Source organism: Pseudomonas mandelii, from assembly GCF_024138395.1.
Taxonomy (GTDB): Bacteria; Pseudomonadota; Gammaproteobacteria; order Pseudomonadales; family Pseudomonadaceae; genus Aquipseudomonas; species Aquipseudomonas mandelii_E.
The window spans coordinates 25653-51736 of the sequence record NZ_JAMYDU010000031.1 but is presented as its reverse complement, the minus strand read 5'-3'; the positions used below and the strand labels follow the sequence as shown (position 1 = coordinate 51736).

16 protein-coding genes, 2 tRNA genes and 1 riboswitch are annotated in these 26084 nt (G+C 58.4%); of the genes, 2 read left to right on the top strand and 16 right to left on the bottom strand.

Annotated elements, in window-relative coordinates:
* Positions 1 to 142 precede the first annotated feature (142 nt).
* The 6 genes from NHU87_RS26095 to ltaE form a co-directional block, all read right to left on the bottom strand.
* A tRNA-Arg gene (locus tag NHU87_RS26095) sits at positions 143 to 219 on the bottom strand.
* A gap of 107 nt (positions 220 to 326) precedes the next feature.
* A tRNA-Ser gene (locus tag NHU87_RS26090) sits at positions 327 to 417 on the bottom strand.
* Between the two features lie 62 nt (positions 418 to 479).
* A complete protein-coding gene (gene csrA / locus NHU87_RS26085) occupies positions 480 to 668 on the bottom strand; it encodes a carbon storage regulator CsrA (RefSeq protein ID WP_002554426.1) in 189 nt (62 codons plus the stop codon).
* A gap of 186 nt (positions 669 to 854) precedes the next feature.
* Positions 855 to 2096 carry an aspartate kinase gene (locus tag NHU87_RS26080; RefSeq protein ID WP_253553734.1) on the bottom strand — a complete coding sequence of 414 codons (1242 nt, stop codon included), beginning with the start codon at positions 2094 to 2096 and terminating at the stop codon, positions 855 to 857.
* A 90-nt stretch (positions 2097 to 2186) separates the two neighbouring features.
* On the bottom strand, positions 2187 to 4811 hold the full coding sequence (alaS, locus tag NHU87_RS26075; protein WP_253553731.1) for an alanine--tRNA ligase: 2625 nt from the start codon (positions 4809 to 4811) through the stop codon (positions 2187 to 2189).
* Positions 4812 to 4957: 146 nt separating this feature from the next.
* Positions 4958 to 5962, bottom strand: a complete 1005-nt coding sequence (ltaE, locus tag NHU87_RS26070) for a low-specificity L-threonine aldolase (protein ID WP_253553728.1) — start codon at positions 5960 to 5962, stop codon at positions 4958 to 4960.
* 196 nt (positions 5963 to 6158) lie between these two features.
* A riboswitch (FMN riboswitch) is annotated at positions 6159 to 6329 on the top strand.
* A 115-nt stretch (positions 6330 to 6444) separates the two neighbouring features.
* On the opposite strand from ltaE, the gene NHU87_RS26065 reads away from it, so the two are divergent.
* Positions 6445 to 6954, top strand: coding sequence for a 6,7-dimethyl-8-ribityllumazine synthase (locus tag NHU87_RS26065; protein WP_008071834.1), 510 nt, complete (start codon positions 6445 to 6447; stop codon positions 6952 to 6954).
* A 128-nt stretch (positions 6955 to 7082) separates the two neighbouring features.
* Here NHU87_RS26065 and astE read toward each other — a convergent pair whose 3' ends face one another.
* The 7 genes from astE to NHU87_RS26030 form a co-directional block, all read right to left on the bottom strand.
* On the bottom strand, positions 7083 to 8093 hold the full coding sequence (astE, locus tag NHU87_RS26060; protein WP_253553725.1) for a succinylglutamate desuccinylase: 1011 nt from the start codon (positions 8091 to 8093) through the stop codon (positions 7083 to 7085).
* Positions 8094 to 8105: 12 nt separating this feature from the next.
* Positions 8106 to 8396 carry a hypothetical protein gene (locus NHU87_RS26055; protein WP_007904718.1) on the bottom strand — a complete coding sequence of 97 codons (291 nt, stop codon included), beginning with the start codon at positions 8394 to 8396 and terminating at the stop codon, positions 8106 to 8108.
* A 54-nt stretch (positions 8397 to 8450) separates the two neighbouring features.
* The gene (astB, locus tag NHU87_RS26050; protein ID WP_253553722.1) at positions 8451 to 9797 is read right to left on the bottom strand and encodes an N-succinylarginine dihydrolase; all 1347 of its coding nucleotides are present in this window, start codon (positions 9795 to 9797) and stop codon (positions 8451 to 8453) included.
* A gap of 163 nt (positions 9798 to 9960) precedes the next feature.
* Complete coding sequence (astD, locus tag NHU87_RS26045; RefSeq protein WP_253553740.1) at positions 9961 to 11430, bottom strand: succinylglutamate-semialdehyde dehydrogenase; 1470 nt, start codon at positions 11428 to 11430, stop codon at positions 9961 to 9963.
* Positions 11427 to 12452, bottom strand: coding sequence for an arginine N-succinyltransferase (gene astA, locus NHU87_RS26040; RefSeq protein ID WP_253553719.1), 1026 nt, complete (start codon positions 12450 to 12452; stop codon positions 11427 to 11429). Before astA ends, astD begins: the two co-directional genes overlap by 4 nt.
* Positions 12453 to 12539: 87 nt before the next feature.
* Positions 12540 to 13559 (bottom strand): arginine/ornithine succinyltransferase subunit alpha, encoded by a 1020-nt coding sequence (gene aruF / locus NHU87_RS26035; protein WP_253553716.1) that lies wholly within the window; start codon positions 13557 to 13559, stop codon positions 12540 to 12542.
* Positions 13560 to 13754: 195 nt separating this feature from the next.
* Positions 13755 to 14975 (bottom strand): aspartate aminotransferase family protein, encoded by a 1221-nt coding sequence (locus NHU87_RS26030; RefSeq protein ID WP_253553713.1) that lies wholly within the window; start codon positions 14973 to 14975, stop codon positions 13755 to 13757.
* Positions 14976 to 15260: 285 nt separating this feature from the next.
* Here NHU87_RS26030 and NHU87_RS26015 point away from each other — a divergent pair, with 285 nt between their 5' ends.
* Positions 15261 to 22871: a dermonecrotic toxin domain-containing protein gene (locus NHU87_RS26015; protein WP_437180858.1), complete on the top strand. Its 7611-nt coding sequence runs from the start codon at positions 15261 to 15263 to the stop codon at positions 22869 to 22871.
* Between the two features lie 56 nt (positions 22872 to 22927).
* On the opposite strand, the gene argR is transcribed toward NHU87_RS26015, so the two are convergent.
* The 3 genes from argR to NHU87_RS26000 all read right to left on the bottom strand — a co-directional run bounded on the left by argR (position 22928) and on the right by NHU87_RS26000 (position 26084).
* Positions 22928 to 23908: a transcriptional regulator ArgR gene (argR, locus tag NHU87_RS26010; RefSeq protein WP_253553706.1), complete on the bottom strand. Its 981-nt coding sequence runs from the start codon at positions 23906 to 23908 to the stop codon at positions 22928 to 22930.
* 271 nt (positions 23909 to 24179) lie between these two features.
* Positions 24180 to 24944, bottom strand: coding sequence for an ABC transporter ATP-binding protein (locus NHU87_RS26005; RefSeq protein WP_253553704.1), 765 nt, complete (start codon positions 24942 to 24944; stop codon positions 24180 to 24182).
* 27 nt (positions 24945 to 24971) lie between these two features.
* Positions 24972 to 26084, bottom strand: a complete 1113-nt coding sequence (locus tag NHU87_RS26000; protein ID WP_253553702.1) for a M14 family metallopeptidase — start codon at positions 26082 to 26084, stop codon at positions 24972 to 24974.

The following is a 26084-nucleotide window of genomic DNA, read 5'->3' as shown; positions in this document are numbered from 1 at the left end:
ACTCGACAGGATTCGAACCTGTGACCGCTCGGTTCGTAGCCGAGTACTCTATCCAGCTGAGCTACGAGTGCATTTGTGTTTTTATACCAGATCACAACTGGTTGAAGCCAAGTTATTCACATTACTGCAAACAACTCTTAAATGGTGCACTCGACAGGATTCGAACCTGTGACCGCTCGGTTCGTAGCCGAGTACTCTATCCAGCTGAGCTACGAGTGCATTTGTTGCCGCGCATTATAGGCCATTGAATCTTTTTGTAAAGCACTTTTTCTAGTAATTTCAACAACTTACCGAAGAAGCCAGATTACAACGTACTACGCAAATAATGGCGGAGAACGGGGGATTCGAACCCCCGACACCCTTTTGAGGTGTACTCCCTTAGCAGGGGAGCGCCTTCGGCCACTCGGCCAGCTCTCCGCAACACGGGGCGTATCTTAACCAACCTTTTCCCCGTTTGCAAACATAAAAAACGATAAAAATTAATGGCTTGGTTCTTCGTCCTTCTCTTTCTTTATACGCAGGTAAATTTCCTCACGATGCACAGCAACCTCTTTCGGGGCGTTGACACCGATACGCACTTGATTTCCTTTAACGCCGAGCACGGTCACAGTGATTTCGCCATCACCAATAATCAGGCTTTCTGCGCACCGACGAGTCAGAATCAGCATACCTATCTCCTCACGCATTTCATTTCAGGGACAACAGTCTGCAAAAAAAAGGCATTCGACCTACAACCAGAACGGTCGCAGCCCTACATGCCTGAGTATTGACTAGCGCGAGCAAAAGAACAGTTTTGGTACGCGCCATTCAAAAAAACGAAGGGCGCGGTCAGACCGCGCCCTTGGGGAAACGCATTACTCGCCCTGTCGGACCGGCGCATCCAGTTCGAACGCCGTGTGCAGCGCGCGCACAGCCAGTTCCAGATACTTCTCTTCGATCACCACGGACACCTTGATTTCCGAAGTCGAGATCATCTGAATGTTGATGCTCTCTTTCGCCAGGGATTCGAACATACGGCTGGCCACGCCTGCGTGGGAGCGCATGCCGACGCCGACGATCGAGACCTTGGCAATCTTGGTGTCGCCAATGACTTCCCGGGCACCGATCTCGCGAGCAGTGTTTTCCAGCACGGTTTGCGCAGCCTGGAAGTCGTTGCGGTGCACGGTGAAGGTGAAGTCGGTGGTGTTATCGTGCGCAACGTTCTGCACGATCATGTCGACTTCGATGTTCGCGGCACTGATCGGGCCGAGAATCTTGAACGCCACGCCCGGGGTGTCTGGCACGCCACGGATGGTCAGCTTGGCTTCATCGCGGTTGAAAGCGATGCCGGAAATGATCGGCTGTTCCATGGTTTCCTCTTCATCAATAGTAATGAGGGTGCCCGGACCCTCCTTGAAGCTGTGCAGTACGCGCAGCGGAACGTTGTACTTGCCGGCGAATTCCACCGCACGGATCTGCAACACCTTGGAACCGAGGCTGGCCATTTCCAGCATCTCTTCAAAGGTGATCTTGTCCAGGCGCTGAGCCACGGACACCACACGCGGGTCGGTGGTGTAGACGCCGTCGACGTCGGTGTAGATCTGGCATTCGTCAGCCTTCAAGGCTGCCGCCAGCGCCACGCCGGTGGTGTCGGAACCGCCACGACCGAGGGTGGTGATATTGCCGTGCTCGTCGACGCCCTGGAAACCGGCGACAACCACCACACGACCGGCCTTCAGGTCGCCGCGAATCTTCTGGTCATCAATCTGCAAGATACGCGCTTTATTGTGCGCGCTATCCGTCAGAATCCGTACCTGATTGCCGGTGTACGACACCGCTGGCACGCCGCGCTTGATCAGCGCCATGGCCAACAGCGCAATCGTCACCTGCTCACCGGTGGATACGATCACATCCAGCTCACGAGGAACCGGCTGGCCGTCGCCACTGATTTGCTTGGCCAGATCGATCAGACGGTTGGTTTCGCCGCTCATTGCAGACAGCACAACCACCAGGTCATCGCCCGCATCGCGGAATTTCTTAACCTTGTCGGCGACCTGCTCGATTCTCTCGACAGTGCCGACTGAGGTGCCTCCAAATTTCTGTACGATCAAAGCCATTTCAAAGCCGCCTCTGCCCATGAAGGGCGCCCAATAATCACTCAAACAGCGTTCTGGCCCGCCACTAGACCGCGGGCCAGGCACACGGCCTTATAAACCCTGCTCTACAAATGGAACCGTCAGGGCCAATGCAGCATCCAGTGCGCCAGCGTCAATACCACCGCCCTGCGCCATGTCTGGACGACCACCGCCCTTCCCGCCCACTGCCGCAGCAGCCTGTTTCATCAAATCACCGGCTTTGAGTTGGCCAGTCAGGTCTTTGGTCACGCCTGCAACCAGGACGACCTTTTCCTCATGGACACTGCCGAGCAGGATCACTGCGCGGCCGAGTTTGTTTTTCAGTTGATCGACCAGCGCCAGCAGCGCCTTGCCATCCTGACCGTCCAGACGCACGGCCAGCACTTTCACGCCTTTGACGTCCAGGGCAGAAGCCGACAGATCGTCGCCCGCCGCGCTGGCCGCCTTGGCCTGCAACTGCTCGAGTTGCTTCTCCAGCAGACGGTTGCGCTCCAGCACAGCCGACAGCTTGTCGATCAGGTTATCGCGGCTGCCCTTGACCAGGTTGGCCGCTTCCTTGAGTTGTTCTTCAGCCGCATTCAAGTAGGCCAGCGCTGCTGCGCCGGTCACTGCCTCGATACGACGCACACCGGAGGCCACGCCGCCTTCGCTGATGATTTTCAGCAGGCCGATGTCGCCGGTACGGGTGGCGTGAATACCACCGCACAGCTCGACGGAGAAATCGCCGCCCATGCTCAGCACGCGAACACTGTCGCCGTACTTCTCGCCGAACAGCGCCATGGCGCCTTTTTGCTTGGCGGTTTCAATGTCGGTTTCTTCGGTTTCAACCAGGGAATTCTTGCGAATCTCAGCGTTGACGATGTCTTCCAGCGCCTTCAACTGCTCAGGCTTGATCGCCTCGAAGTGGCTGAAGTCAAAGCGCAGGCGCTGACTGTCGACCAACGAGCCTTTCTGCTGAACGTGCTCGCCCAGCACCTGGCGCAATGCAGCGTGCAACAAGTGAGTGGCAGAGTGGTTCAGCGAAGTCGCGTGACGCACTTCGGCATCGACATGAGTCTCGACCGGAGCACCCACGATCAGGCTGCCCGACGCCAACACACCGTGATGCAGGAACGCGCCGCCGGTCTTGGTGGTGTCGCGCACGTCAAAGCGCGAAGCACCGGCCTGCAGGAAGCCGCAGTCACCAATCTGACCGCCCGATTCAGCATAAAACGGGGTCTGATTGAGAACGACCACGCCCTCTTCGCCTTCACTTAATACGTCGACCGATTGCCCTTCTTTATAGAGCGCTACAACTTTGGCCGCGCCCTTGGTGGCGTAGTAACCGGTGAACTCGGTGGCCACATCAACCTTGACCAGGCTGTTGTAGTCCATGCCGAAGGAACTGGCGGAGCGAGCACGGACGCGCTGGGCTTCCATTTCGCGCTCGAAGCCTTCCTCGTCGATGGTCAGGCTGCGCTCACGCGCGATGTCGCCGGTCAGGTCCATCGGGAAGCCGTAAGTGTCGTAAAGCTTGAACACCACATCGCCCGGCACCACGTCGCCTTTGAGTTCGGCCAGATCCTGCTCGAGGATCTTCAGGCCTTGCTCCAGGGTCTTGGCGAATTGCTCTTCTTCGGCTTTCAGGACGCGCTCGATGTGCGCCTGTTGGGATTTCAGCTCTGGGAACGCTTCGCCCATCTCGGCGACCAGTGCCGCAACGATCTGATAGAAGAAGCTGCCCTTGGCGCCCAGTTTGTTGCCGTGACGGCAAGCGCGACGAATGATCCGGCGCAGCACATAACCGCGACCTTCGTTGGACGGCAGCACGCCATCGGCAACCAGGAAGCCGCACGAGCGAATGTGGTCAGCCACGACTTTCAGCGAAGCCTGAGCGTCGTTGGTGCAACCGATGGCCTTGGCCGATGCGGTCAGCAGGCTCTGGAACAGGTCGATTTCATAGTTCGAGTGAACGTGCTGCAGCACGGCACTGATCCGCTCCAGGCCCATGCCGGTGTCCACCGACGGCGCTGGCAACGGGTGCAACACGCCATCGGCGGTGCGGTTGAACTGCATGAACACGTTGTTCCAGATCTCGATGTAACGGTCGCCGTCTTCTTCCGGCGAGCCCGGTGGGCCACCCCAGATGTCGGCGCCGTGATCATAGAAAATCTCGGTGCAAGGACCGCACGGGCCGGTATCGCCCATGGTCCAGAAGTTGTCGGAAGCGTACGGCGCGCCCTTGTTGTCGCCGATGCGAACCATGTGCTCGGCTGGCACGCCGATGTCTTTGGTCCAGATGTCGTACGCCTCGTCATCGCTGGCGTAGACAGTAACCCAGAGCTTTTCTTTCGGCAGGTTCAGCCACTTCTCGGAGGTCAGGAAGTTCCAGGCGTAGGTGATGGCGTCACGCTTGAAATAATCACCGAAGCTGAAGTTACCCAGCATTTCGAAGAAGGTGTGGTGACGGGCGGTATAACCGACGTTTTCCAGATCGTTGTGCTTGCCGCCGGCGCGCACGCATTTCTGGCTGCTTACAGCGCGAGTGTACGCGCGCTTTTCCTGGCCCAGAAAGCAGTCCTTGAACTGGTTCATCCCCGCGTTAGTGAACAGCAGGGTTGGGTCGTTGCCCGGAATCAAAGAGCTGGAGGCTACACGGGTGTGGCCTTGCTCTTCGAAGAAGCGAAGGAAGGCTTCACGGATTTCTGCGCTTTTCATTAGGTTCTTCCACGGAGGCTGCGGCCAAAGGCCTGTGCGAAACGTCAACAGACGAAGCGACGGCAAAGGGCCGCATTATATCGGCGTTAGTGACTAGGTACAGCGTGTTTGTACGTTACAAACAGTCAATTGGACGGCTAACACGGTCAGTTGTGAGAAAAGTCGGCAAATGTGGCGACCACTTGCTCGATTTGCGCACGGCTGACGTCCATGTGCGTGACCATTCGCAGACGACCGGCAGCGCTGAGCTTGATCCCGCGTGTCGCGGCAAAGGCCTTGAGCGCTTCGGCCTTGTCGCCCATCTGCACGTAAACCATATTGGTCTGCACCGGCTCGACCTCATAACCCGCCACGCGCAGACCTTCGGCCAGCCATTGTGCGTTGGCATGGTCATCGGCCAAGCGCTGAATATTGTTATCCAGCGCATAAAGCCCGGCCGCGGCGAGAATTCCGGCCTGGCGCATGCCGCCGCCGACCATCTTGCGCAGACGCCGCGCCTTGGCAATCAACTCGGCCGAGCCGCACAGCACCGAACCGATCGGCGCGCCCAGGCCTTTGGACAGGCAAACCGAAACCGAATCGAAATGCTGAGTGATCTCCCGGGCATCGACACCCAGCTTGACTGCCGCGTTGTAGAGGCGAGCGCCATCCAGATGCAGCGCCAGGCCGTTTTCACGTGTAAAACGACGAGCCTGGGCCAGGTACTCCAGCGGCAGAACCTTGCCCTGCATGGTGTTTTCCAGCGCCAGCAAACGAGTGCGGGCGAAGTGGAAGTCATCCGGTTTGATCGCGGCGGCGACCTGCGCCAAGTCCAGCGAACCATCGGCCTGGACTTCCAGCGGCTGTGGCTGGATCGAGCCGAGCACTGCCGCGCCGCCACCTTCGTACTTATAGGTGTGGGCCTGTTGCCCGACAATGTATTCGTCACCGCGATCGCAGTGGGCCATCAAGCCCAGCAAGTTGCTCATGGTGCCTGTCGGCACGAACAGTGCCTGGGCAAAACCCAGTCGTTTTGCCAGTTCCGCTTCCAGTCGGTTGACCGTCGGATCTTCGCCATAAACGTCGTCACCGGTGGCCGCATTGGCCATCGCGTCGAGCATCCCTGCGGTCGGTTGGGTGACGGTGTCGCTGCGAAGATCGATAACGCTCATGAATCTGGCCTCGGTAAGCAGGGAAATTCCCTTTGGGAATGGAATTACTGCGGTCATGTCGGCGAATAATCAAGCCTTGTTCCAGGAAAAGACTGGTTATGCCAACGGAAAAGTCGATAACAATCATCAGATAGCAGCAATGCACAGGTAAGAAATATGTGTTAAAAACGCTTCGCCGCCAAACAATCTGGCGGCAAAACGTTCTCAGGGCGGGGTGTAACTCCCCACCGGCGGTAATTGCGCGCAATGCGCATAGCCCGCGAGCGCTTGGCGACAGGCACGGCAATGGCCGTGATGACGGCAAGGTCAGCAGACCCGGTGTGATCCCGGGGCCGACGGTCATAGTCCGGATGAAGAGAGAACGGGATTGGCGCCGCCTAGGCTCTGTACCAAAGCGCCGTCCGCAAGCACTTGTGCCTGCGTACCCTTAAATCCCATTCGATTCATAACGCCCTGTTTTTCACACAAACAGGAGTCAGAACATGCAACCCACCGCAATCGATAGCAAAAGCAAAAACCATCAGGGCGAGCGCGTCGCGTTCATCCAGGCCTGCTGGCACAAGGAAATCGTCGATCAGAGCCGTAAAGGCTTCGTCGCCGAAATGATTGCTCAGGGTTATCAGGAGTCGGACATCGATTTCTTCGAAGTCGGCGGCGCCTTTGAAATTCCGCTACACGCCAAACTGCTGGCCAAGTCCGGCCGTTATGCCGGCATCGTCGCGGCGGGCCTGGTGGTCGACGGCGGCATCTATCGCCACGAATTCGTCGCTCAGTCGGTGATCAGCGGCCTGATGCAGGTTCAGCTGGAAACTGAAGTACCGGTGTTCTCGGTGGTTTTGACCCCACACCACTTCCATGCCGGCGAAGAGCATCAGAAATTCTTCTTCGAGCATTTCGTGCATAAAGGTCAGGAAGCGGCGAAGACTTGCGCGGATACACTGCACAAAATGCGTGCGTTGCGTCGCAGCGAACCCCGCGCGGTAGCGGTCTAAACACAAAACCTGTGGGAGCGGGCTTGCCCGCGATAGCGGTGTGTCAGTCACCCTAGTTATCGACTGACAGTCCGTTATCGCGGGCAAGCCCGCTCCCACAAGGATTTATGTCGGGCCAGAGATCAGGGTCAGGCGAGGTTTTTGTCGGTGGTCGGCACGATCAGGATGCCGGCGCGCAGGCCGTTCTTGACCTTGGGGTTCGGGAAGATGATCCGGGCGCCCTTCTCTTCGATGACCCAGCGGGTATTGGCGATATCCTCGGCCAGCACATAACCCACTTTCAACTCCGAAAAGTTTTCAATATCTGCCGGCAGGTTCAGGCGGAAGTTATCGCTGTGCTTGATGATTTCCCGTGCGACGCTGAATAACTGCAAGCCATCCAGCCCTTCGTCGGTGATTGGCGGCTCGGTGCCTTCGATGATCTGCTTCAGGCGGGTTTCAAGAAGGTCGACGTTGACCCCATCGTTCTGCCCGAACGGCCGGGCTTTGCCCAGCTCCAGGGTGAAGGACTCGGCATCGAGCTTGTCGTAGGTGTAGGAGCTGAAGACGATGGAAGGCTTGTTCTGCAGCAGCACCGCTTCCATGCCGGCGGCGCGCAGGCGAGCCAGCTCCAGGCGTGAATGCTGACGGCCTTCTTTCCAGGGGTACAACGCGAACTGCTCGATTTTCGAGCCACGGATCGCCGTGTGCAGGTCGTAATGCAGGCGATTGCGATCCGGCAGGCTGAAAAAAGTCGCCGCCAGCCGCTCCAGCTCACAAGCGCGTAACGCCTCGGAACCGCTCGTTTGTTCGTGACGGCCGTTGAACAGCCGATTGACGTCCTGCTCGATAAAACGCTCACCGCGGCGGATAGCCTCGGGGTTGCCGAACAGAAACAGAATACGTGCGCACGGCTTCAAATCACCGCGGGCGATGTCATGCAACAGGCGATCGAGCAGCTCGATCGGCGCTGTTTCGTTGCCATGGATGCCAGCCGATAGCAGCAGGTCCAGGCCATTGTCGCGAGCCTCAGGTGGCCGGACTTCCAGCGCACCTTCGCTCAACCAGCGCATCCGCACGCCTTCGACAGTCAGTTGAGTCTTCTCCGCCGGTTCGCGGCCGGCGAGGGTCAGTTCAAGCAGTTTGCCGAGGGCGAGCATAGAGCGGTTTCCTTAGTGGTCGTGATTGCAATCCGGGCCGTGCACGTGGTCCTCATCATCACCAACGTCGGCCGGTTCCATCTCCAGTTGCAGACTTACCAGATTAGTCGCCAATGGGCGCAGCAGCAGGTTTGCGTATTCAGCGTCACCTTCTTCGACGTCTACGCCGATCAGCAACTGGCCGCGGCCGTCCTGCTGGATCCACAGCTCTTTGCCTTGCCACATGACCGCGACGCGGGTGCAGGAAGTTTCCAGTTGCGTGCCGTCGGTGTCTTCAAGGATCAGCTGCAGGGTATCGCTCATGTTTTACGCTCTCGTCTGGAGATAGCGCGGCGCATTCAATTCATGCGCCGACGTTCAATTGATCTGGAATGGATAAACCGCGCCCAGTTTAAGGATTTGCGTCAGTTCATCCAGTGCCGTCCGGCACTCAAGCAGCAATTGCGGGTCCGCGAGATCGTTTTCGGTCATGCGGTCGCGGTAGTGCTTGTCGACCCATTCGGTCAATGTGCCGTACAACGGTGCCGTCATGATAACCCCCTGGTTGACGGCCGCCAGTTCGGTTTCGTTGAGTGCGACGCGTAACCGCAGGCAAGCCGGGCCACCGCCGTTTTGCATGCTCTGCTTGAGATCGAAAACTTTTACTTCGCGGATCAGGCCGCCAGAGCTGGTCAGGCCTTGCAGGTACTGCCAGACACGCTCGTTGCCACGGCATTCTTCCGGCACGATCAACAGCATGGAGCCATCAGGACGCGACAGCAGCTGGCTATTGAACAGGTAGGAACGAACGGCGTCTTCTACAGTAACCGCAGAACGCGGTACGCAGATCGACTGAAATTTCCCACCGACTTTTGCGAGTTTGCCGTGCAGTTCAGCGAGCATCTGCTCGGTGTCGAGGAAGGCGTCCTCGTGATAGAACAACACTTCGCCGTTACCCACCGCGATTACGTCATTGTGGAACACACCCTGATCGATCACCGAAGGGTTCTGCTGGGCATAGACCACGCCGTCATCGCTCAGACCGTGCAGACGCGCGACGGCCTGTGACGCTTCAAGAGTCTGGCGTGCCGGGTACTTCTGCGGATTCGGGTAACGGGTGTCGAATGCGCTGCGGCCGAACACGAAAAACTCGACGCCGGCTTCACCGTATTCACGGCAGAAACGGGTGTGGTTGGCCGCGCCTTCGTCACCGAACTGCGCCACGGCCGGCAACGCGGCGTGGTGAGCGAAGTGTTTCTGATCGGCGAACATCGCCCCCAGTACGCGACTGGTGGTCGGGTGTTCGATGCTGCGGTGGTATTTGCAGTTCAGATTGGCAGCGGTGAAATGCACGCGGCCATCCGCGGTGTCGGCGCTCGGGCTGACCGTGGCGGCATTGGCCACCCACATGCTCGACGCCGAGCAATTGGCAACCAGCAGCGGCATGGCCTCTTTGGCGGCGCGCTCGATCACTTGAGCATCGCTACCGCTGAAACCCAGGCGGCGCAGCGCGGCTACGTCCGGACGTTCTTGTGGCGCCAAAACGCCTTGCTGAAAGCCCATTTCCATCAGTGCTTTCATCTTCGCCAGGCCTTGCAGCGCGGCTTCCTTCGGGTTCGAAGACTGCTGGCTGTTGCTCTGGGACGCGACATTGCCGTAGGACAGGCCGCCGTAGTTATGGGTCGGCCCCACTAGACCGTCAAAATTGACTTCATAGGATTTCATCAGCGAGGCTCCACGAGAATCTGTTTTTTTAGGCATCAGTAACTATTCTTTGAGACCGCATCGCGGCCTTCGCGGGCAAGCCTCGCTCCTACAGGTTTGTGGTGCGCGCCGATCACGTGAACGACACAAAACCTGTGGGAGCGGGCTTGCCCGCGATTGGGCATCACGCCATCTTCACGCCAGGCGTCAAAGCTGCAGGCAAGGTCAGGCTCGGGGTTTCCAGCGAGGCCACCGGGTACGCGCAGTAATCTGCAGCGTAGTAGGCGCTGGCGCGATGGTTACCCGAGGCACCGACACCGCCGAATGGTGCGCTGCTCGCCGCACCGGTCAGCTGCTTGTTCCAGTTGACGATACCGGCACGGCTTTCCAGCCAGAACTGCTGATAACGCGCTTCGGAATCCGACAGCAGACCGGCCGCCAGGCCATAGTCGGTGTCGTTGGCTTCAGCGATCGCCGCTTCAAAATCAGCGTAGCGGATCACTTGCAGCAGCGGACCGAACAGCTCTTCGTCCGGGCGATCGGCAACTGCCGTCACGTCCAGAATGCCCGGGGTCAGCAAGGCTGCCTGGGCCTGAGGCTGAGTCATTTCCAACAGCGCCACGGCGCCGTTGGCCAGCAGATGTTCTTGCGCATCCATCAGCGCTTTCGCAGCGCCGAGGGAAATCACCGAGCCCATGAACGGCGCCGGTTGCTGATCGAACGCACCGACTTCAATCGTCGAGCTGACCGCTACCAGACGCGCCAACAGCGTGTCGCCCCAAGCGCCTTGCGGCACCAGCAAGCGGCGGGCACAGGTGCATCGCTGACCGGCAGAAATGAATGCCGACTGAATGATGGTGTAAACGGCGGCATCGAGGTCCGCGACCTGATCCACCACCAGTGGGTTGTTACCGCCCATTTCCAGCGCGAGGATTTTGTCTGGACGACCGGCAAACTGCTGGTGCAGGTGATTGCCGGTACGGCTGGAACCAGTGAAGAACAGACCGTCGATGCCCGGGTTCGCCGCCAGGGCAATACCGGTTTCACGAGCGCCTTGCAGCAGGTTCAGCACACCGGCCGGCAGACCGGCTTCGATCCAGCACTTGACCGTCAGCTCAGCGACTTTCGGGGTCAGCTCACTCGGCTTGAACAGCACACTGTTACCGGCCAGCAGCGCCGGCACGATGTGACCGTTCGGCAAGTGACCGGGGAAGTTGTAAGGGCCAAACACCGCAACCACACCGTGTGGTTTGTGGCGCAACACCGCAGTGGCGTCGCCCAGCGGGCCGCTCTTCTCGCCGGTACGTTCGCGGTAGCTCTGCACCGAGATGGCAATCTTGTTGACCATGCTGGTGACTTCAGTTGCCGCTTCCCACAGGGGTTTGCCGGTTTCTTCACCGATGGTGCGAGCCAGCTCGTCAGCGTGATTCTTCAACGCAGCGGCAAAGGCTTCCAGCACGCTGAGGCGTTCTTCCAGGGTACGACGGGCCCAGCCCGGGAACGCCTGACGCGCGGCTTGCACAGCCGACTCGACCTGACCGGCCGTGGCGCCTTCGCCGGTCCACAACACTTGCTGGGTCACCGGGTTTACCGATTGAAAGGTTTCACCCTGACCGGCCAGCCATTCACCGGCGATGTATAGCGAATTCATTATTTCGACTCCCGAGCAGCGGACAACGGAACGGCGCGAACTTGATCGCCGGCGTTGAGTTGAAGACGTTTGGCGGTCAGCGGATCGACCACCAAAGTGCCGGCGGCGAAGCGTGCTGGCGCGGCAGTGATCCGGCAGTCTTCACGCTTGCGGTTATGAATCAGGAACGGCGTGGCGTCGTCACCCGGGGTGCCGATGGCCAGCACCAGCGCCTGGCTGTCGCGCACCGCACGGATCTTGGTGGTTTCGCATTCCACCGCAGGGCCGGCATCGAAGATATCGACGTAGCCTTGATAGCTGAAACCTTCGCTCTTGAGCATCGACAGCGCCGGCTCGGTGTCCGGGTGAACCTGGCCGATCACATTGCGCGCGTCTGGCGACAGGAAGCAGGTGTACAGCGGGAATTTCGGCATCAGTTCAGCGATGAACGCTTTGTTGCCCACGCCGGTGAGGTAATCGGCCTGGCTGAATTCCATCTTGAAAAAATGCCGACCCAGGCTTTCCCAGAACGGCGAACGTCCGGCGTCATCGGACACACCGCGCATTTCGGCGATGATCTTGTTGCCGAACAGTTGCGGGAACTCGGCGATGAACAACATCCGCGCCTTGGCCAGCATGCGGCCGTTGAGGCCACTGCGGAAATCGGCGTGCAGGAACAGCGAGCACAATTCAGAGTTGCCGGTCAGGTCGTTGGCCAGGAACAGCGTCGGAATTTCGCGATAGATGTTCAGCTCTTGCGAGGCGCTGACGGTCAGGCCGACCCGGAAGTTGTACCAAGGCTCACGCAGGCCGACGGCGCCAGCGATGGCGGAAATGCCCACCACGCGGCCGTTGTCGTCTTCGAGCACGAACAGGTAGTCCGCATCGCCCCGCCCGGCTTCGCCGCGGAAGGTCTTCTCGGCCCAGCCGACCCGATGGGCCAGACGTTCTTCGTTGGCCGGCAAAGTAGTCAGGCCGGTGCCGGTGCTGCGGGCCAGGTCGATCAGAGCGGGTAAATCGCTGCTGCGTACGGGACGAACGATCATGCTATCTCCTCAAACGGGCCGCTTGAGCCACCCGTGAAACTCGCTGCTTTACTAAGCATTCACTCTTTATAGGCACAGCAGCAGGCGTTAAACCGCCACCAGGCGCACGCTGGCACCTTCACCGACGCCCAAGGCTTCGGCCGCGTCCAGATCCAGGGTCACCGGTTTGCCCGGCGCGTAATCGAGCTCAAGCAAAACGGCGCGGTAATCCTGCAACTGGGCGTTGGCCACCAGGTATTGACGACCGGCACCTTTGACCGGCTCGCCGATTTTCACCGGGACAACACGGCTCTGGGCGATCGAACGGATCCCCGAGACGCGGGCGTGCAGAGTCGGGCCACCGTCGAAAATGTCGATGTAGTGATCGGTCTCGAAGCCTTCGCGCATCAGGATGTCGAAAGTGATCTGCGCCCGTGGGTGCACCTGGCCCATCGCCTCTTGAGCGGAGTCTGGCAACAACGGCACATAGATCGGGTAATGCGGCATCAGCTCGGCCAGGAACGTGCGGCTTTTCAGGCCACACAGACGCTCGGCGGCGGCGTAGTTGAGGTCGAAGAAGTTGCGACCGATGGCATCCCAGAACGGCGAATCGCCATTTTCATCGCTGTAACCGACGATCTCGGTCACCACGGAATCGGCAAAGCGCTCCGGATGACTGGCTACGAACAGCAAACGGCCACGGGAATTGAGCTCGGCCCAAGGTGAACCTACCAGCTCCGGCTTCACGTAGAAACTGGTCAGCAAGCTGTTGCCGGTCAGGTCGTGGCACTGGGAGAGCACGTGGATCTTGTTGTGAATCTTCAGCTCGCGGGAGGCGTGCACGAACGTTTCGTTACGAAAGCTGTAGAACGGCTCGGAATAACCGGCCGAGGCAACGATGGCCGAACAGCCGACCAGCTTGCCGGTGGCCGTGTCTTCGAGGACGAAGAAATAGCTCTCTTCACCGTTGAAGCTGACTTCGGCGGCGAACGAAGCTTCGCTCGCGGCGATCTTGTCGCTCAGGCGTTCAACGTCATCCGGCAAGGAAGTGACACCAATCGGGCTGTCCGCAGCCAGACGCTGTACCTCGCCCAGATCAGCCATTTGCGCGGGGCGCATCACCAGCATGGTGTCACTCCTTTCTCTTAACTCTTGGGGGAAATAAGCCGAACCCTTGTAGGAGCGAAGCTTGCTCGCGAAGGTGTGTCAGGCACTGTGATGTCGACTGACACACCTTCGTGAGCAAGCTTCGCTCCTACAGAAGAGCGGGTCCGGCATAAAATTGGGTTCGACGCCTGAACAGCTCAGGCGTCGAAGGGACAATCAGGCTTGCGTCAGTTTCGCCGCGGCGCGTTCGAAACGGTCCAGACCAGCATCGATATCGGCCTCTTCAACCACCAGGCTTGGCGCGAAACGAATCACGTCCGGGCCGGCTTGCAGAATCATCAGGCCTTCACGCTCGGCGGCGTTGAAAATGTCTTTGGCCTTGCCTTTCCAGGCATCGCTCAGCACGCAACCGAGCAGCAGGCCCAGACCGCGGACTTCAGTGAAGAGGCCGTATTTCTCGCCGATCTGCTCAAGACGGGTCTTGAACTTGTCGTGCTTGGCATTGACGCCATTCAGCACTTCAGGCGTGTTGATCACATCGATCACCGCTTCAGCGACAGCGCACGCCAACGGGTTGCCGCCATATGTGGTGCCGTGGGTGCCGACGACCAGGTGTTTGGCCAGGTCTTCAGTGGTCAGCATCGCCGCGATCGGGAAACCGCCGCCCAGGCTCTTGGCGCTGGTCAGGATGTCCGGGGTCACGCCGTAATGCTGATAGGCGAACAGCTTGCCGCTGCGGCCCATGCCGGTCTGAACTTCGTCGAAAACCAACAGCGCGTTGTGCGCGTCGCACAGTTCACGAGCACCTTGCAGGTAAGACAGCTCGGCCGGCAGTACGCCGCCTTCGCCCTGGATCGGCTCCAGAACCACCGCACAGGTCTTGTCGGAAACAGCGGCTTTCAGCGCGGCCAGATCGTTGTAAGGCACGTGGGTGATGCCAGTGATCTTCGGACCGAAGCCGTCGGAGTACTTCGACTGGCCACCGACGTTCACGGTGAACAAGGTACGGCCGTGGAAGCTGTTGAGCGCGGCAACGATTTCGTACTTCTCGGTACCGAAACGGTCGTGGGCCACGCGACGGGCCAGCTTGAAAGCGGCCTCGTTGGCTTCGGCGCCAGAGTTGCAGAAGAACACGCGCTCGGCAAACGTGGCGTCGACCAGCTTATGGGCCAGGCGCAAGGCCGGCTCATTGGTGAACACGTTGGACACGTGCCACAGCTTGTTCGCTTGCTCGGTCAATGCAGCGACCAGCGCCGGGTGCGCATGGCCCAATACGTTAACGGCAATCCCGCCGGCGAAGTCGATCAGCTCGCGGCCAGACTGGTCCCAAACACGGGAACCGGCACCACGCACAGGAATGAAAGCGGCTGGCGCGTAGTTGGGAACCATTACCTGGTCGAAATCGGCGCGTTCTACCGCAGCGTGCTCAACGGACATCGGAGTCTCCTGAAGAGGAACACTCGCCTGAAACTGGCGAGCGATGAGGGGATTGTAAGGACAGTTTTCAGCCCGGCCTTGCCGCCAAGCGACAACTTCTTATAGCGCAAACACAGGTTTTGCCCGGGTTTACGGCAATGCGACAAATAGCGTCGCAAAGGCGCAGTTTAAACCGCTGACACAGGTTATAGGCAGGCTCGTCGACGGATGCGGTAAATATGTACCGCACACCGTGCTTCAGCGTTTGTTTTCCTGAGGGTTACCCCCTCGCTAAAGGAATAGCGCATGACCGCCATCGACACCGCTGATTCGCTCAACCCGGACCGTCATTATCTACACCTCAAAAACGCAATTCCCGACTGGCTGGGCAATGTCTCTCCGGCCAGGCGCAAGACGCTGAAGAACACTCAGCCGCAACTTCCGGCCGGACTTCAGGCCGCGCCCGCGGCACACCACCAGGAATTGAAGGCGCTTAATGCCGCGCACTGGACTGCGCAAAGTGAAGTCGATAAACGCCTGGAACACCTGCAAGACGCCTGCGCCTTCGCCGCGCCGATCCTTGAAGCTGCGCTGAAGAGCCGCTTCAATCTGGATCTCGATGTCAGGACAACCTTTCTGCGCCTGTACATTTCCGTGACGGTCCCCTGGTTTACAATCAAGACCGGCGCCCGCACCTGGACGGTGTCGCTGCTCGACGCAGCGCTGCACAATTTCGAAGAAAAGGAAACCGAAGACACCGCCTTCGAAACGGCTTCGACTTTCATTACACAGCCGTCCGCGACCGGCCAGTTCGACACCCTGCCGCTCATCAAGCAGCAACTGAGCATCCCGGCCTTTACGAAACTCTGTCGTGAACTGGACATCGGCGCGCAATACACACGCTATCTCGAAGACGCGCTTGGTTTTGCCGATCCGACCGCCGCATCGTCCCTGCGGCTGAAAATCGATGCCAGCCAACAAGCCACCTTGAAAGCCGCCCTGCAATGGGCGCGGATGAACCGGGACATTTCCGAAAGCTATTTTCGCCTGATTGGCGGTGTGCTCGACGGGCTGCAAGGTTTACGGGTCAATGGGCAGGCCGTGTTGTGTCACGACGTGACCCTGATGTCCGCACCGCTCACCGGTATTGTCGTGTTCGCCCCGGACCTGGATCAGGCGCAAAAAATCGCCCGCGTGGTGGCGTATGTCCCGGATGACCCAGAACACCCAATCAAGGAATACGCCTCGGCCCTTGAGATGGTCATTGAGCTGACCCGTCAGTTGCGTTCGAAGGAGTACCAGCAGTTTTTCAGCCGGTTCGTGAACCATGAGCAACGCGGCTTTTTCTTCGCCAGCCTCAATGATCGGCTGAGCAAAATACAGTGGCACCCGCCCGTCGCAGGCAGTTCGGAACCCACCTGGCGGGAAACGCCCCTTGACCGGCCCAACTTGCAAACGGCCTTCACGCCGTTCAACGACGATCTGTGGCAGCACCTGTATCAGGCCAAACTCAACAAAATCCTGAATGACGCCAAATCCATCGCTGTCCCGACGGCAGACGTCGACCAAAGAGCCCGTTGGGCCTTCTGGGATTCGCTGGTCAACATTGCTTCGTCGATTCTTCAAACCGCGGCGTTCATCGTGGCACCGTTCGTGCCCGTGCTGGGGGAAGCGATGATGGCGTACATGGCCTATCAGCTGCTCGACGAAGCCTTCGAAGGGATCATCGAATGGGCGCAGGGCCGGACCACCGAGGCCTTTGAGCATTTCATGGGCACCGTGGAATCGCTGGTCCAGCTGGGGACGTTTGCAGTCGGCGGCGCGATTGGCGCAGGCGAGTTTCGCAAGGTATTGCCCAAAGAGATCGTCGCCTTCATCGACCGCTTCAAGCCAATCGAATTGGCCGATGGGCAAACCCGGTACTGGGAACCGGATCTCGCCCGCTACAAGCAACAAGACATTCCAGGGGCGGAGTCCACGCCCAATGAACTGGGCCTGCATCAACACCAAGGCAGACAACTGCTGCCCCTCGACGACGCGCATTTTGCCGTGAGTGAAGGCTCGATTCCCGGCGAATACCGCATCGACCACCCGACTCGGCCGGACGCTTATCAGCCGCTGGTGCGACACAACGGCGACGGTGCCTGGCATACCGAGCTCGAGCAACCACTGGAGTGGGACAAACCCATGCTCCTGCGTCGGATCGGCCATTCGGTTGAAACAGTTACGCCAGCCGAACGCGAGCTGATCCTTCAGGTCAGCGGTTACAACGAAGATGCCTTGCGCAAAATGCATGTCGAGCAGCAACCGTTGCCGCCGTTGCTGGCCGACACCATCAAGCGCTTCAGGATTGATCAGGACTTGAAAGCCTTGGTCAATCAGCTGGACAGCAACCTGCCCGCGGATTACCTCAGTGCTGATCCGGCGATTCAACTGCAACTGCTTACGGAGCATGGGCGATGGCCAGAGAGCAAGCGACTGAGCTTCATTGATCAACAGGGAGAAACGCTCTGGCAATCCTCCGGTGAGGAAACCTTGCCGCTGACAGAAATCTGGCAGAACCGTCTGATCGACGGCGACCTGCTCAAAACACTGCTGCATTCGCTTGATGAGGGGGAAATAAAAGCCCTGTTGGGAGAGGAATTTGGTGGCCCGACGCCCTCGCTGCAAGTGCGCACCCGGACATTGAGAAAGCAACTGGCCGAGCTGGCCTGGCAACAACGAACGACAATCTTTGAATCACGCTATCAGGCGCTCGAACGCATCGAGGATCCATTGGCACAAGCCATCAGCCAGTACGACCCTCAATTGCCGGCCAGCATCACCAGAGAATTGCTCAATACGGCCAACGGGGACGAGCTGATTCAAATCAGTGAAGGCCAGTTGCCCCAACGTCAGCAGGATCTTGTACAACTGGCCAATCAGGAAGTACGCCTCACGCGCGCTTATGAAGGATTGGAGCTCGACTCGGTGAGCAACGCTGATTCGGACACTCTGGCGCTTCACAGTCTCAAGAACCTGCCCGGCTGGAGCAGAGACGTTCGGCTCGAAATTCGCGAGCGAAATTACGAAGGATTAATGCTGGACAGCACCGGACCTGCCGATGCGCCGATACAAAAAATCCTGGTGAGACAGACCGACGGCACCTATCAGCCTTATGACAGCCGCGGTCAGCAACTGCATTCGGCGAGTGACTTTTACGCCAGTGTTTTATACGCGTTACCGGACAGCGAGCGCCAGGCCCTGGATATCCAGATCGGTCAGGCGCCGAAGCTTAAAGATGCAATCCGCGAGCGGGCAATGGAGCGCAGCGAACTGCGGGTCGCGATTTCGAACTCGCCGATTGATGAGCCGGTCGTTGATACACTGCGGCTGTTAGGCAATCAAGGTTACCGGCGAAGTGAACGTACACGACGCTCCCGTTTGAGCGTCGAATACTCCCGTCTGACCCGGCAACTCAATCGTTGGGTGCATGATGCACCACACAACAATCCCGCCAGCGGATTGCCATTCACGCCGATCGAGCACATGGCCGTCGTGCGCAACCGCCGGTTTTTCAGGGATGCGGTCCAGCGTTGCTGGCGAGGAGAAACACTTGGGCAAACGGGCCACAGCCTCTACCTGCCAGACGCCATAATAGGCGACTTCCCGACGCTGGACGCAAACTTTGCCCATGTCAGCACGTTGACAATGAACGGCAGCGCCAGCACGGGTGCTTTGGAATCTTTTTTACAAAATTTCTCCGGCTTACGGTTCCTGGACGTCCATAACTTCAACCTGCACAACCTGCCACCGTCCATCGCGTCACTGCCCAGACTTCATCAATTGGTCATGCGCAATTGCGGCATTACCCTTTCTCTCGCCGACCAACGCATTCTTGCTTCGTTGACCGAACTGTCCCTGCTGGATCTGATGGACAATCCGCTGTCGGCCTCGCCCGATATACAAAGGATGCCAGCCTTGCAGTTCCTCAACCTGGCCAACACCGGTATCTCCACGCCTCCCGCCCGTCTGCTGGATCGTCCTCACCCGATAATTGCCAGATTCGATGGCAACCGGATAACCGAACTGCCAGACGCTTTTTTCAGGTTGCCCGCCGAACACGGTGCTCAACTGGATTTTTCAAACAACCCACTCTCTGCAGCTACTCAAGATCGGGTAAAGGTTTACTTCAATCGAACCGGGGTACGTTTCAGAATACTGGCCGAGCCGGCCGATATCGTCCGGACAACAAACCTGTTTACAGGCATGACCGCCGATCAAGCGACTGACTTCTTGTATCGCCTGCCCGGCACGCTGGCTCAAGGACGAGCGCAGCTTTCGCACTGGGAAATCGAAATTACCCGGTTGAACGGCGACCTTGCGCAATGGGTCAACGACGTTCCCGGAGACGCCCCGTTGACCGGGGACATTCTGGATGGCAACCAGCAGACTCACGAACAGCTCGCCAGATCGACGTTCGCTCGAGTACTGGAGCAGGCCTGGCGCAGTCGATTGAACGGCGAATTTGCCGCATCCCTGCGATTCACCGGGGATATGCCGGTACTTTCCGCCGATTTCAGCCATGTTTCAGACCTGACGCTGATGGGTAATGCCGACGTTGTCGCGACCTCCCCCTTCCTGGCGCGCTTCGCGAATGTGCAACGCTTGAACATGCATGGCTTTTCACTGGATCAATTGCCCCGGGCGATCAGCCGTATGCCGCAGCTCAAGACATTGGTACTGGACAGTTGCGCGCTGGTGCTGACACCGGAGATCGAGACCGCGCTTTCGTCGTTGAACAGTCTGGAGACCTTGAAACTGATCAACAACCCATTAGGGACGGCACCCGATGTCTCCATGCTATCGAGATTGACGCATCTGGATCTGTCCAATGGCAGTATTTCCGTTGTTCCTGTCGGCCTGACGACTCAGCCAAATCTGAACAAAGTGTTTTTCGGTGGCAATCACATCACGGAGTTGCCGCAAGCGTTCTTCGAACTCCCGGCCAGTCGCAGCAGCGCGTTCAATTTTGCCGATAACCCGTTATCGAGGGAGACCCGAAACCGGATAAAAACCTACTTCCGGGAACAGGGCAGAGATTTCGGCGTTCGAGCCGACCCAGCGGATATCAGCCTGACCCAAGCGCTGTTTCCAGAACTGGACACGCTGGAGGCCAGTAACGTCATTTATGATTTGCCTGGCACACTCAACGATGGTCGCTTGCAACTTGAACGCTGGAGAGTGGAGCTCAAGCAACTGCTCGGCGACTTGCAGATCTGGCAACGCCAGGTCACCGAACACCACCCGGTCACCGGCCAGTTAGTCGACGTCGGCGCGATAGAGGCAGAGCGTCAATGCAGGGCAGATTTCAGTCAAACAATCGAACAACAATGGCGCCGGCGCGTTGTACCCGAACCGCTGGAAGATCATGGCGTGTCAGGCAACTCTCGAATGCGCGATTATTACTTCGCGACGGACCTGAAGTTCACAGGCGACATGCCATTTCTGACCACCGATTTCAGCCACATTTCAAGTTTGGAACTCAACGGTAACGTTGCACTGCTCGCCACTGACCCGTTTCTGCAGTTGTTTCCCAATTTGATCAGCCTGGATCTGAAGAACTTCACACTTCATCAGGTGCCACAAGCCGTTGCCGGCATGCCCAAGCTGAAAGAGCTGATCATGCGCAATTGCCAGGTAACGCTCGCGCCCGAAGGCCAGGCCGCATTGTCATCGCTCAAGGAGCTTGAAAGCCTGGATCTGAGTGAAAATCCGTTGGCGATCACGCTCAACATGGAGGCGATGCCTGCACTCAACGACATCCGCCTGTCCAATGCGGGTATTCCCGAATTGCCAACCGGCCTCACCGATCGCAAGATCCTGCACACTGCGATTCTCAATGGAAACCAGATAACCGAACTGCCAGAGAACTTCTTCGAGCTTGACCCGTTTATCGCCGATGGCATCAACCTCGCCAACAATCCGCTGTCGTCTGCCAGCCGCAATCGGATAAAGGACTACTACGCTCGAAACGGAAACGACTTTGCCGTGATTGCCGAACAGGCGGACATCGATCGCGCTCGTCTTCTGTTTCCGGAGTTGGGAACCGAAGACGCCAGCCACGTGATTTACAAACTGCCCGGAACACTGGAAGACGGCCGCACCCGGCTATCGCAATGGGAAGTAGAGATAACCCGGTTGACTAGCGAACTCCGGGACTGGGCTGACGACATTCCATCCCATCATCCCAGGACCGGCACCGCTCTGGGTTACGACGATCTGATTGAGCAGCGCAAAAGTAGAACCGGGTTCAGCCAGGCACTGGAACAACTCTGGCGCCAAAGGGTAAGAGTGGCGCCAGAACTGCGGGCCAACACACTGAGTGCGGACCTGCCGTTCATAGGTGATATGCCCGTGTTGTCAGCAGACTTCAGCCATGTCACGGAGTTGGTGTTGAAAGGCAACGATGCCTTGAATGGGACGTCGCGTTTTCTTGATAGCTTTACAGGCCTTTATCAGCTGAACATAAGTGATTCAGCGATAAACCAACTGCCTCAAGCCATTAACGGCATGCCGACACTTGAGATTCTGACGCTAAACAATTGTGGTGTTGTTTTCAGCGAAGAGGGGCAGGCGCTACTCTCGTCGCTGCGCAACCTGGATACACTGGATCTGGCCAACAACCCACTGGGACGAGTCCCGGATGTATCAGCGCTGACAAAGTTGAAACATATCGACCTCTCAAGGACGGGTATCGAGCACATTCCCACCGCGCTGACAAACAATGCGCAACTCGAATACGCTATCTTGAGCAACAACCGGATAACGGAACTGCCTGAAAGCTTTGACGCCTTGCCTGCTGATGTCGCCGAAGGATTTGATCTCAGCAACAACCCACTGTCCGAAAAAACCCGTGAATCTATAAAGGCCTATCACCAGCGAACTGGAACACAGCTTGGGGTCTTGGCGCCTGAAGCCGACATTGATCAAGTAAAAACGCTGTACCCGAACTTCAGTAACCAACAGGCCAGCGAATTCATCTATCGCCTACCGGGTTCGCTGGCCGACGGGCGCCTCGAACTGGCGCGCAAACACGCTGAGCTTGAGGCGTTGCGCCGCGATCTGACCGTATGGATGACCGATATTCCAAATCATCCGCTGACGGGGCAACCTTTAAGTGCCGTGCATCTTCTGCAAGAGCAGCACAAAAGATTGTTGTTCAAAGAAAGCCTGGAACGATGCTGGCAACGAATCGCGCCAGCCACCCCGTTCCTTGAACCCGGTTTCATTTCCAACCTGTCAATCATGGGCGACTTGCCGGTGTTGACGGCGGACTTCGGTCACGTCCGCGGACTCTACTTGATGAGCTCGGACCTCATTGCTCCGTCGTTCACCCGCTTCCTCGATTACTTTCCCAATCTGGAGAGCCTTGCTATCCGGGGCTACCGGTTGAACAACGTACCCGAAGCAGTTTTCAGGATGGGCCAACTGCGGGAAATGAGCCTGTCCGAGTGCCACATCACGCTGACCACGCAAACGCTTCATGCACTGGGTTCAATGGACAACCTGCTAAGTCTGAACTTGAGCAAAAACCCGCTGGGATTAACACCCGACATCAGTCGTCTCGACGCCTTGCTTACGCTGGATCTGAGCAACACCGCAATTACCCAACCGCCAAAGGGTTTGTTCAACAGTCACGGCTTGAGGTTTGCCTATCTTAACGACAATGCAATCACCGAAATGCCGATCGAGTTGATAGAGGCCGACCCTGTTTACACGGCCAATTTCGACTTCAGGAACAACCCACTTTCCCCGCAAAGCCTGGAGAGGGTAGCGGCTTATTACTATAAAACGGGGAATACGCTGAACATCCCTGGAGTGGCCGGAATGCCTCGCCCGCCTGGCTTTGCGCCGGAGGTCGAGCTGGAAAGTTGACAGATCACAGAAAGACGAAGGCCTGGGAGGACACCCCATGGCCTTACTGGGCAAGGCTATCCGCGCTCTGACGGCACCGATGACAATTCAAACGGGCTGCTGCTGCGCCGCTGGTTGCGATCTTCCCGCGGCGTCGCACCGAAGAAATTGCGGTAGGCACTGGAGAAATGTGGCCCCGAAGAGAAGCCACAAGAAAGGCCGATCTGAATGATCGACTTGCTGGTTTGCATCAACATCTGCCGGGCCTTGTTAAGGCGCAGTTCCAGGTAATACTGGCTCGGCACCCGGTTGAGGTACTGCTTGAAGATCCGCTCCAGCTGCCGACGTGACACGCACACATGCTGGGCGATTTCGTCGGTGGTCAGCGGCTCTTCGATGTTGGCTTCCATCAGCAACACGGCTTGCGTGAGCTTTGGGTGACTGGAGCCGAGGCGATTTTGCAACGGAATGCGCTGGCGTTCGCCGCCTTCGCGGATGCGTTCCACCACCAGTTCTTCGGACACGGCACCGGCCAGTTCGGCGCCGTGATCACGGGCCAGCACGGCGAGCAGCAAGTCGAGCACCGACAAACCACCGCAGGCGGTCAGCCGATCGCGATCCCAATCGAACAGATGACTGGTGGCGATGACTTTCGGGAAGCGTTCGGCGAAATCGTCTTGCCAGCGCCAGTGGACAGCGGCGCGGTAACCGTCGAGCAAACCGAGTTGCGCCAACGGGTACACACCGGCCGACAGACCGCCGATTACACACCCGGCACGCACCAGTTGTTTCAGGCCACTACTGAGCGCCGGCGCAAGTGCGATCGGCGGCTCGTCGGCGAGCAGGAACAGTTTCTGGAAGTTTTCGAGCTTGCCGGCCCATGGCTCACCCGGCAATTGCCAGGCGCCTTCGGTCGGCGGTTCGGCCTGCAAAAACGACAGTTCGTAAACTACGTCCGGATGCACACGCTGGGCAACACGCAAGGCCTCCTCAGCCAGCGCAAGCGTCAGAGCTTTAGTGCTGGGCCAAATCAGGAAACCAATTCGATGGGCAGTCATGGCGGGCAATCCGAAACGAAGAACAGAATGAAGGCATGGGCCAATGCTAGCCCGTAAATGAACGCAAATCTTGAAACCGACCTAGATTAAAAATGTGGGAGCTGGCTTGCCGCCCCCCCTGTAGGAGCTGTCGAGTGAAACGAGGCTGCGATCTTTTGATTTGAAAAATCAAGATCAAAAGATCGCAGCCTTCGGCAGCTCCTACATGGGATCGGGGCCAGCCGCTAGGCTGCGAAGCATGCACTATCCAGGTACACAACGGCAGGCCTGATTATTTCAAGCTGCCGGACAAAAATTGCTGCAAACGCTCGGACTGCGGATTGACCAGCACTTCACGCGGGTTGCCGCATTCTTCGACGACGCCTTTGTGCAGGAACACCAGCTGGTTCGACACTTCACGGGCAAAGCCCATTTCGTGGGTCACCACCACCATGGTCCGGCCTTCCTGTGCCAGGGCCTGCATGACTTTCAGCACATCACCGACCAACTCAGGGTCGAGGGCCGAAGTCGGTTCGTCGAACAACATCACCTCAGGCTCCATCGCCAGCGCACGGGCAATCGCCACACGCTGCTGCTCACCGCCGGACATGTGGCCCGGGTAGGCGTCTTTACGATGAGCAACACCGACCTTGTTCAGGTAGTGCTCGGCCTTCTCGCGGGCTTCGGTCTTGGACATGCCGAGCACGTGGACCGGCGCTTCCATGATGTTTTCCATCGCGGTCATGTGCGACCACAGGTTGAAATGCTGGAACACCATCGACAGGCGCGAACGCATGCGCTGCAGCTGTTTCGGGTCGGCGGCTTTCAGCGCGCCGTCTTTGTTGGCAACCAGTTTCAGCTCTTCGTTGTTGAGCAAAATCTTGCCCGCGTGCGGCTGCTCGAGCAGGTTGATGCAGCGCAGGAACGTACTTTTGCCGGAGCCACTGGAGCCGATGATGCTGATCACATCGCCAGCCGCCGCTTTCAGGGACACACCCTTGAGCACTTCGTGACTGCCATAGCGTTTATGCAGGTCTTGGACTTCAAGTTTGTACATGCGGTCGGTTCTCACAAAAACAGTCAGTCAGTCGTTGAGCAAGCGCCCGTGACGCAGCGCTTCGCGCCCCGCCACCTTGGCCAGCCAGAAACCGGGTTGGGCATAACGCAGCCGTTCAATGGCAAACAGCACCCCGGACGTACCAGCACACACCGTGCTGACCCGATCCGATAACGGATCGATCACTTCGAAAATCTCGTCGCCCGCTTCAACCCACTCACCGGGTTTACGCAGAAAACTCACCACGCCAGGATGCGGCGCGAACAGCAATTCGGTGCCTTCGAACGGCAGACCTTCACAAGCGTCTCGCGCAGGTTTTGGCCACTCGCCGCTGATCAAGCCTTGTTCAGCGAGGAACGCCAGAATGCCTTCGGCGTAAGCCTGCGCCTCTGGGCGACCGGTATCGGATTGGCCGCCCAACTCGATGGTCGTCGCCAGGCAGGCCAGTGGAATCGTTGCATCGGGGAACAGACGCGACAGACGCAGCCAAGGCAGCGAGCACGCCTCGTCAAAGGAGCTGCCGCCGGAATCTTCCGCCAGCAGCCCGACCTTGACGTTCAAGTGTGCAGCCAGTGAACGCCATTGCGGCCAGTGTTGCGGCAAGGCATACATGTGCAGCGCCGCTTCGCAATCGCAATGCAAATCCAGCACCACATCGGCGGTGCAGGCATGGCTGAGCAAGATGCGCTGCATACCTTGCAACTGACTCGCGGCAGGCGGCAATGCAGCCAGCACATCGCTCATGGTTTCACGGATCAAACGGATATTGGCGTGAGGATCGTCACCCAAATGCCCTTGCAGCTCAGCGGCCACGGGCTCGCTCAGTTCGACGAAATCCCGGTTGAAATTCTTGCCGCTACCCGCTTCGAAACGCCCTTGATGGTTACCCTGAAGCAATTGACCCAGGCCCAGTGGATTGGCCACCGGCACCAGTTCGATCACACCGTTCAGCAAGCCTTGGGCTTCGAGTTCGGTCAGGCGCTTTTTCAGCTCCCAGGCCGTGCGCATCCCCGGCAGTTCATCGGCGTGCAGGCTGGCTTGAATGTAGGCCTTGCGCTCGCCAGCACCGAAGCGGAACACCGAAATCCGCCGTTCGCTGCCCAGGTGGCTCCACGGCAATGCATGATCGATGCGTTCCAT

Coding starts and splice junctions, on each gene's coding strand:
- csrA (WP_002554426.1), bottom strand. CDS start 668: ATGCTGATTCTGACTCGTCGGTGCGCAGAAAGCCTGATTATTGGTGAT.
- NHU87_RS26080 (WP_253553734.1), bottom strand. CDS start 2,096: ATGGCTTTGATCGTACAGAAATTTGGAGGCACCTCAGTCGGCACTGTC.
- alaS (WP_253553731.1), bottom strand. CDS start 4,811: ATGAAAAGCGCAGAAATCCGTGAAGCCTTCCTTCGCTTCTTCGAAGAG.
- ltaE (WP_253553728.1), bottom strand. CDS start 5,962: ATGAGCGTTATCGATCTTCGCAGCGACACCGTCACCCAACCGACCGCA.
- NHU87_RS26065 (WP_008071834.1), top strand. CDS start 6,445: ATGCAACCCACCGCAATCGATAGCAAAAGCAAAAACCATCAGGGCGAG.
- astE (WP_253553725.1), bottom strand. CDS start 8,093: ATGCTCGCCCTCGGCAAACTGCTTGAACTGACCCTCGCCGGCCGCGAA.
- NHU87_RS26055 (WP_007904718.1), bottom strand. CDS start 8,396: ATGAGCGATACCCTGCAGCTGATCCTTGAAGACACCGACGGCACGCAA.
- astB (WP_253553722.1), bottom strand. CDS start 9,797: ATGAAATCCTATGAAGTCAATTTTGACGGTCTAGTGGGGCCGACCCAT.
- astA (WP_253553719.1), bottom strand. CDS start 12,452: ATGATCGTTCGTCCCGTACGCAGCAGCGATTTACCCGCTCTGATCGAC.
- aruF (WP_253553716.1), bottom strand. CDS start 13,559: ATGCTGGTGATGCGCCCCGCGCAAATGGCTGATCTGGGCGAGGTACAG.
- NHU87_RS26030 (WP_253553713.1), bottom strand. CDS start 14,975: ATGTCCGTTGAGCACGCTGCGGTAGAACGCGCCGATTTCGACCAGGTA.
- NHU87_RS26015 (WP_437180858.1), top strand. CDS start 15,261: ATGACCGCCATCGACACCGCTGATTCGCTCAACCCGGACCGTCATTAT.
- argR (WP_253553706.1), bottom strand. CDS start 23,908: ATGACTGCCCATCGAATTGGTTTCCTGATTTGGCCCAGCACTAAAGCT.
- NHU87_RS26005 (WP_253553704.1), bottom strand. CDS start 24,944: ATGTACAAACTTGAAGTCCAAGACCTGCATAAACGCTATGGCAGTCAC.
- NHU87_RS26000 (WP_253553702.1), bottom strand. CDS start 26,084: ATGGAACGCATCGATCATGCATTGCCGTGGAGCCACCTGGGCAGCGAA.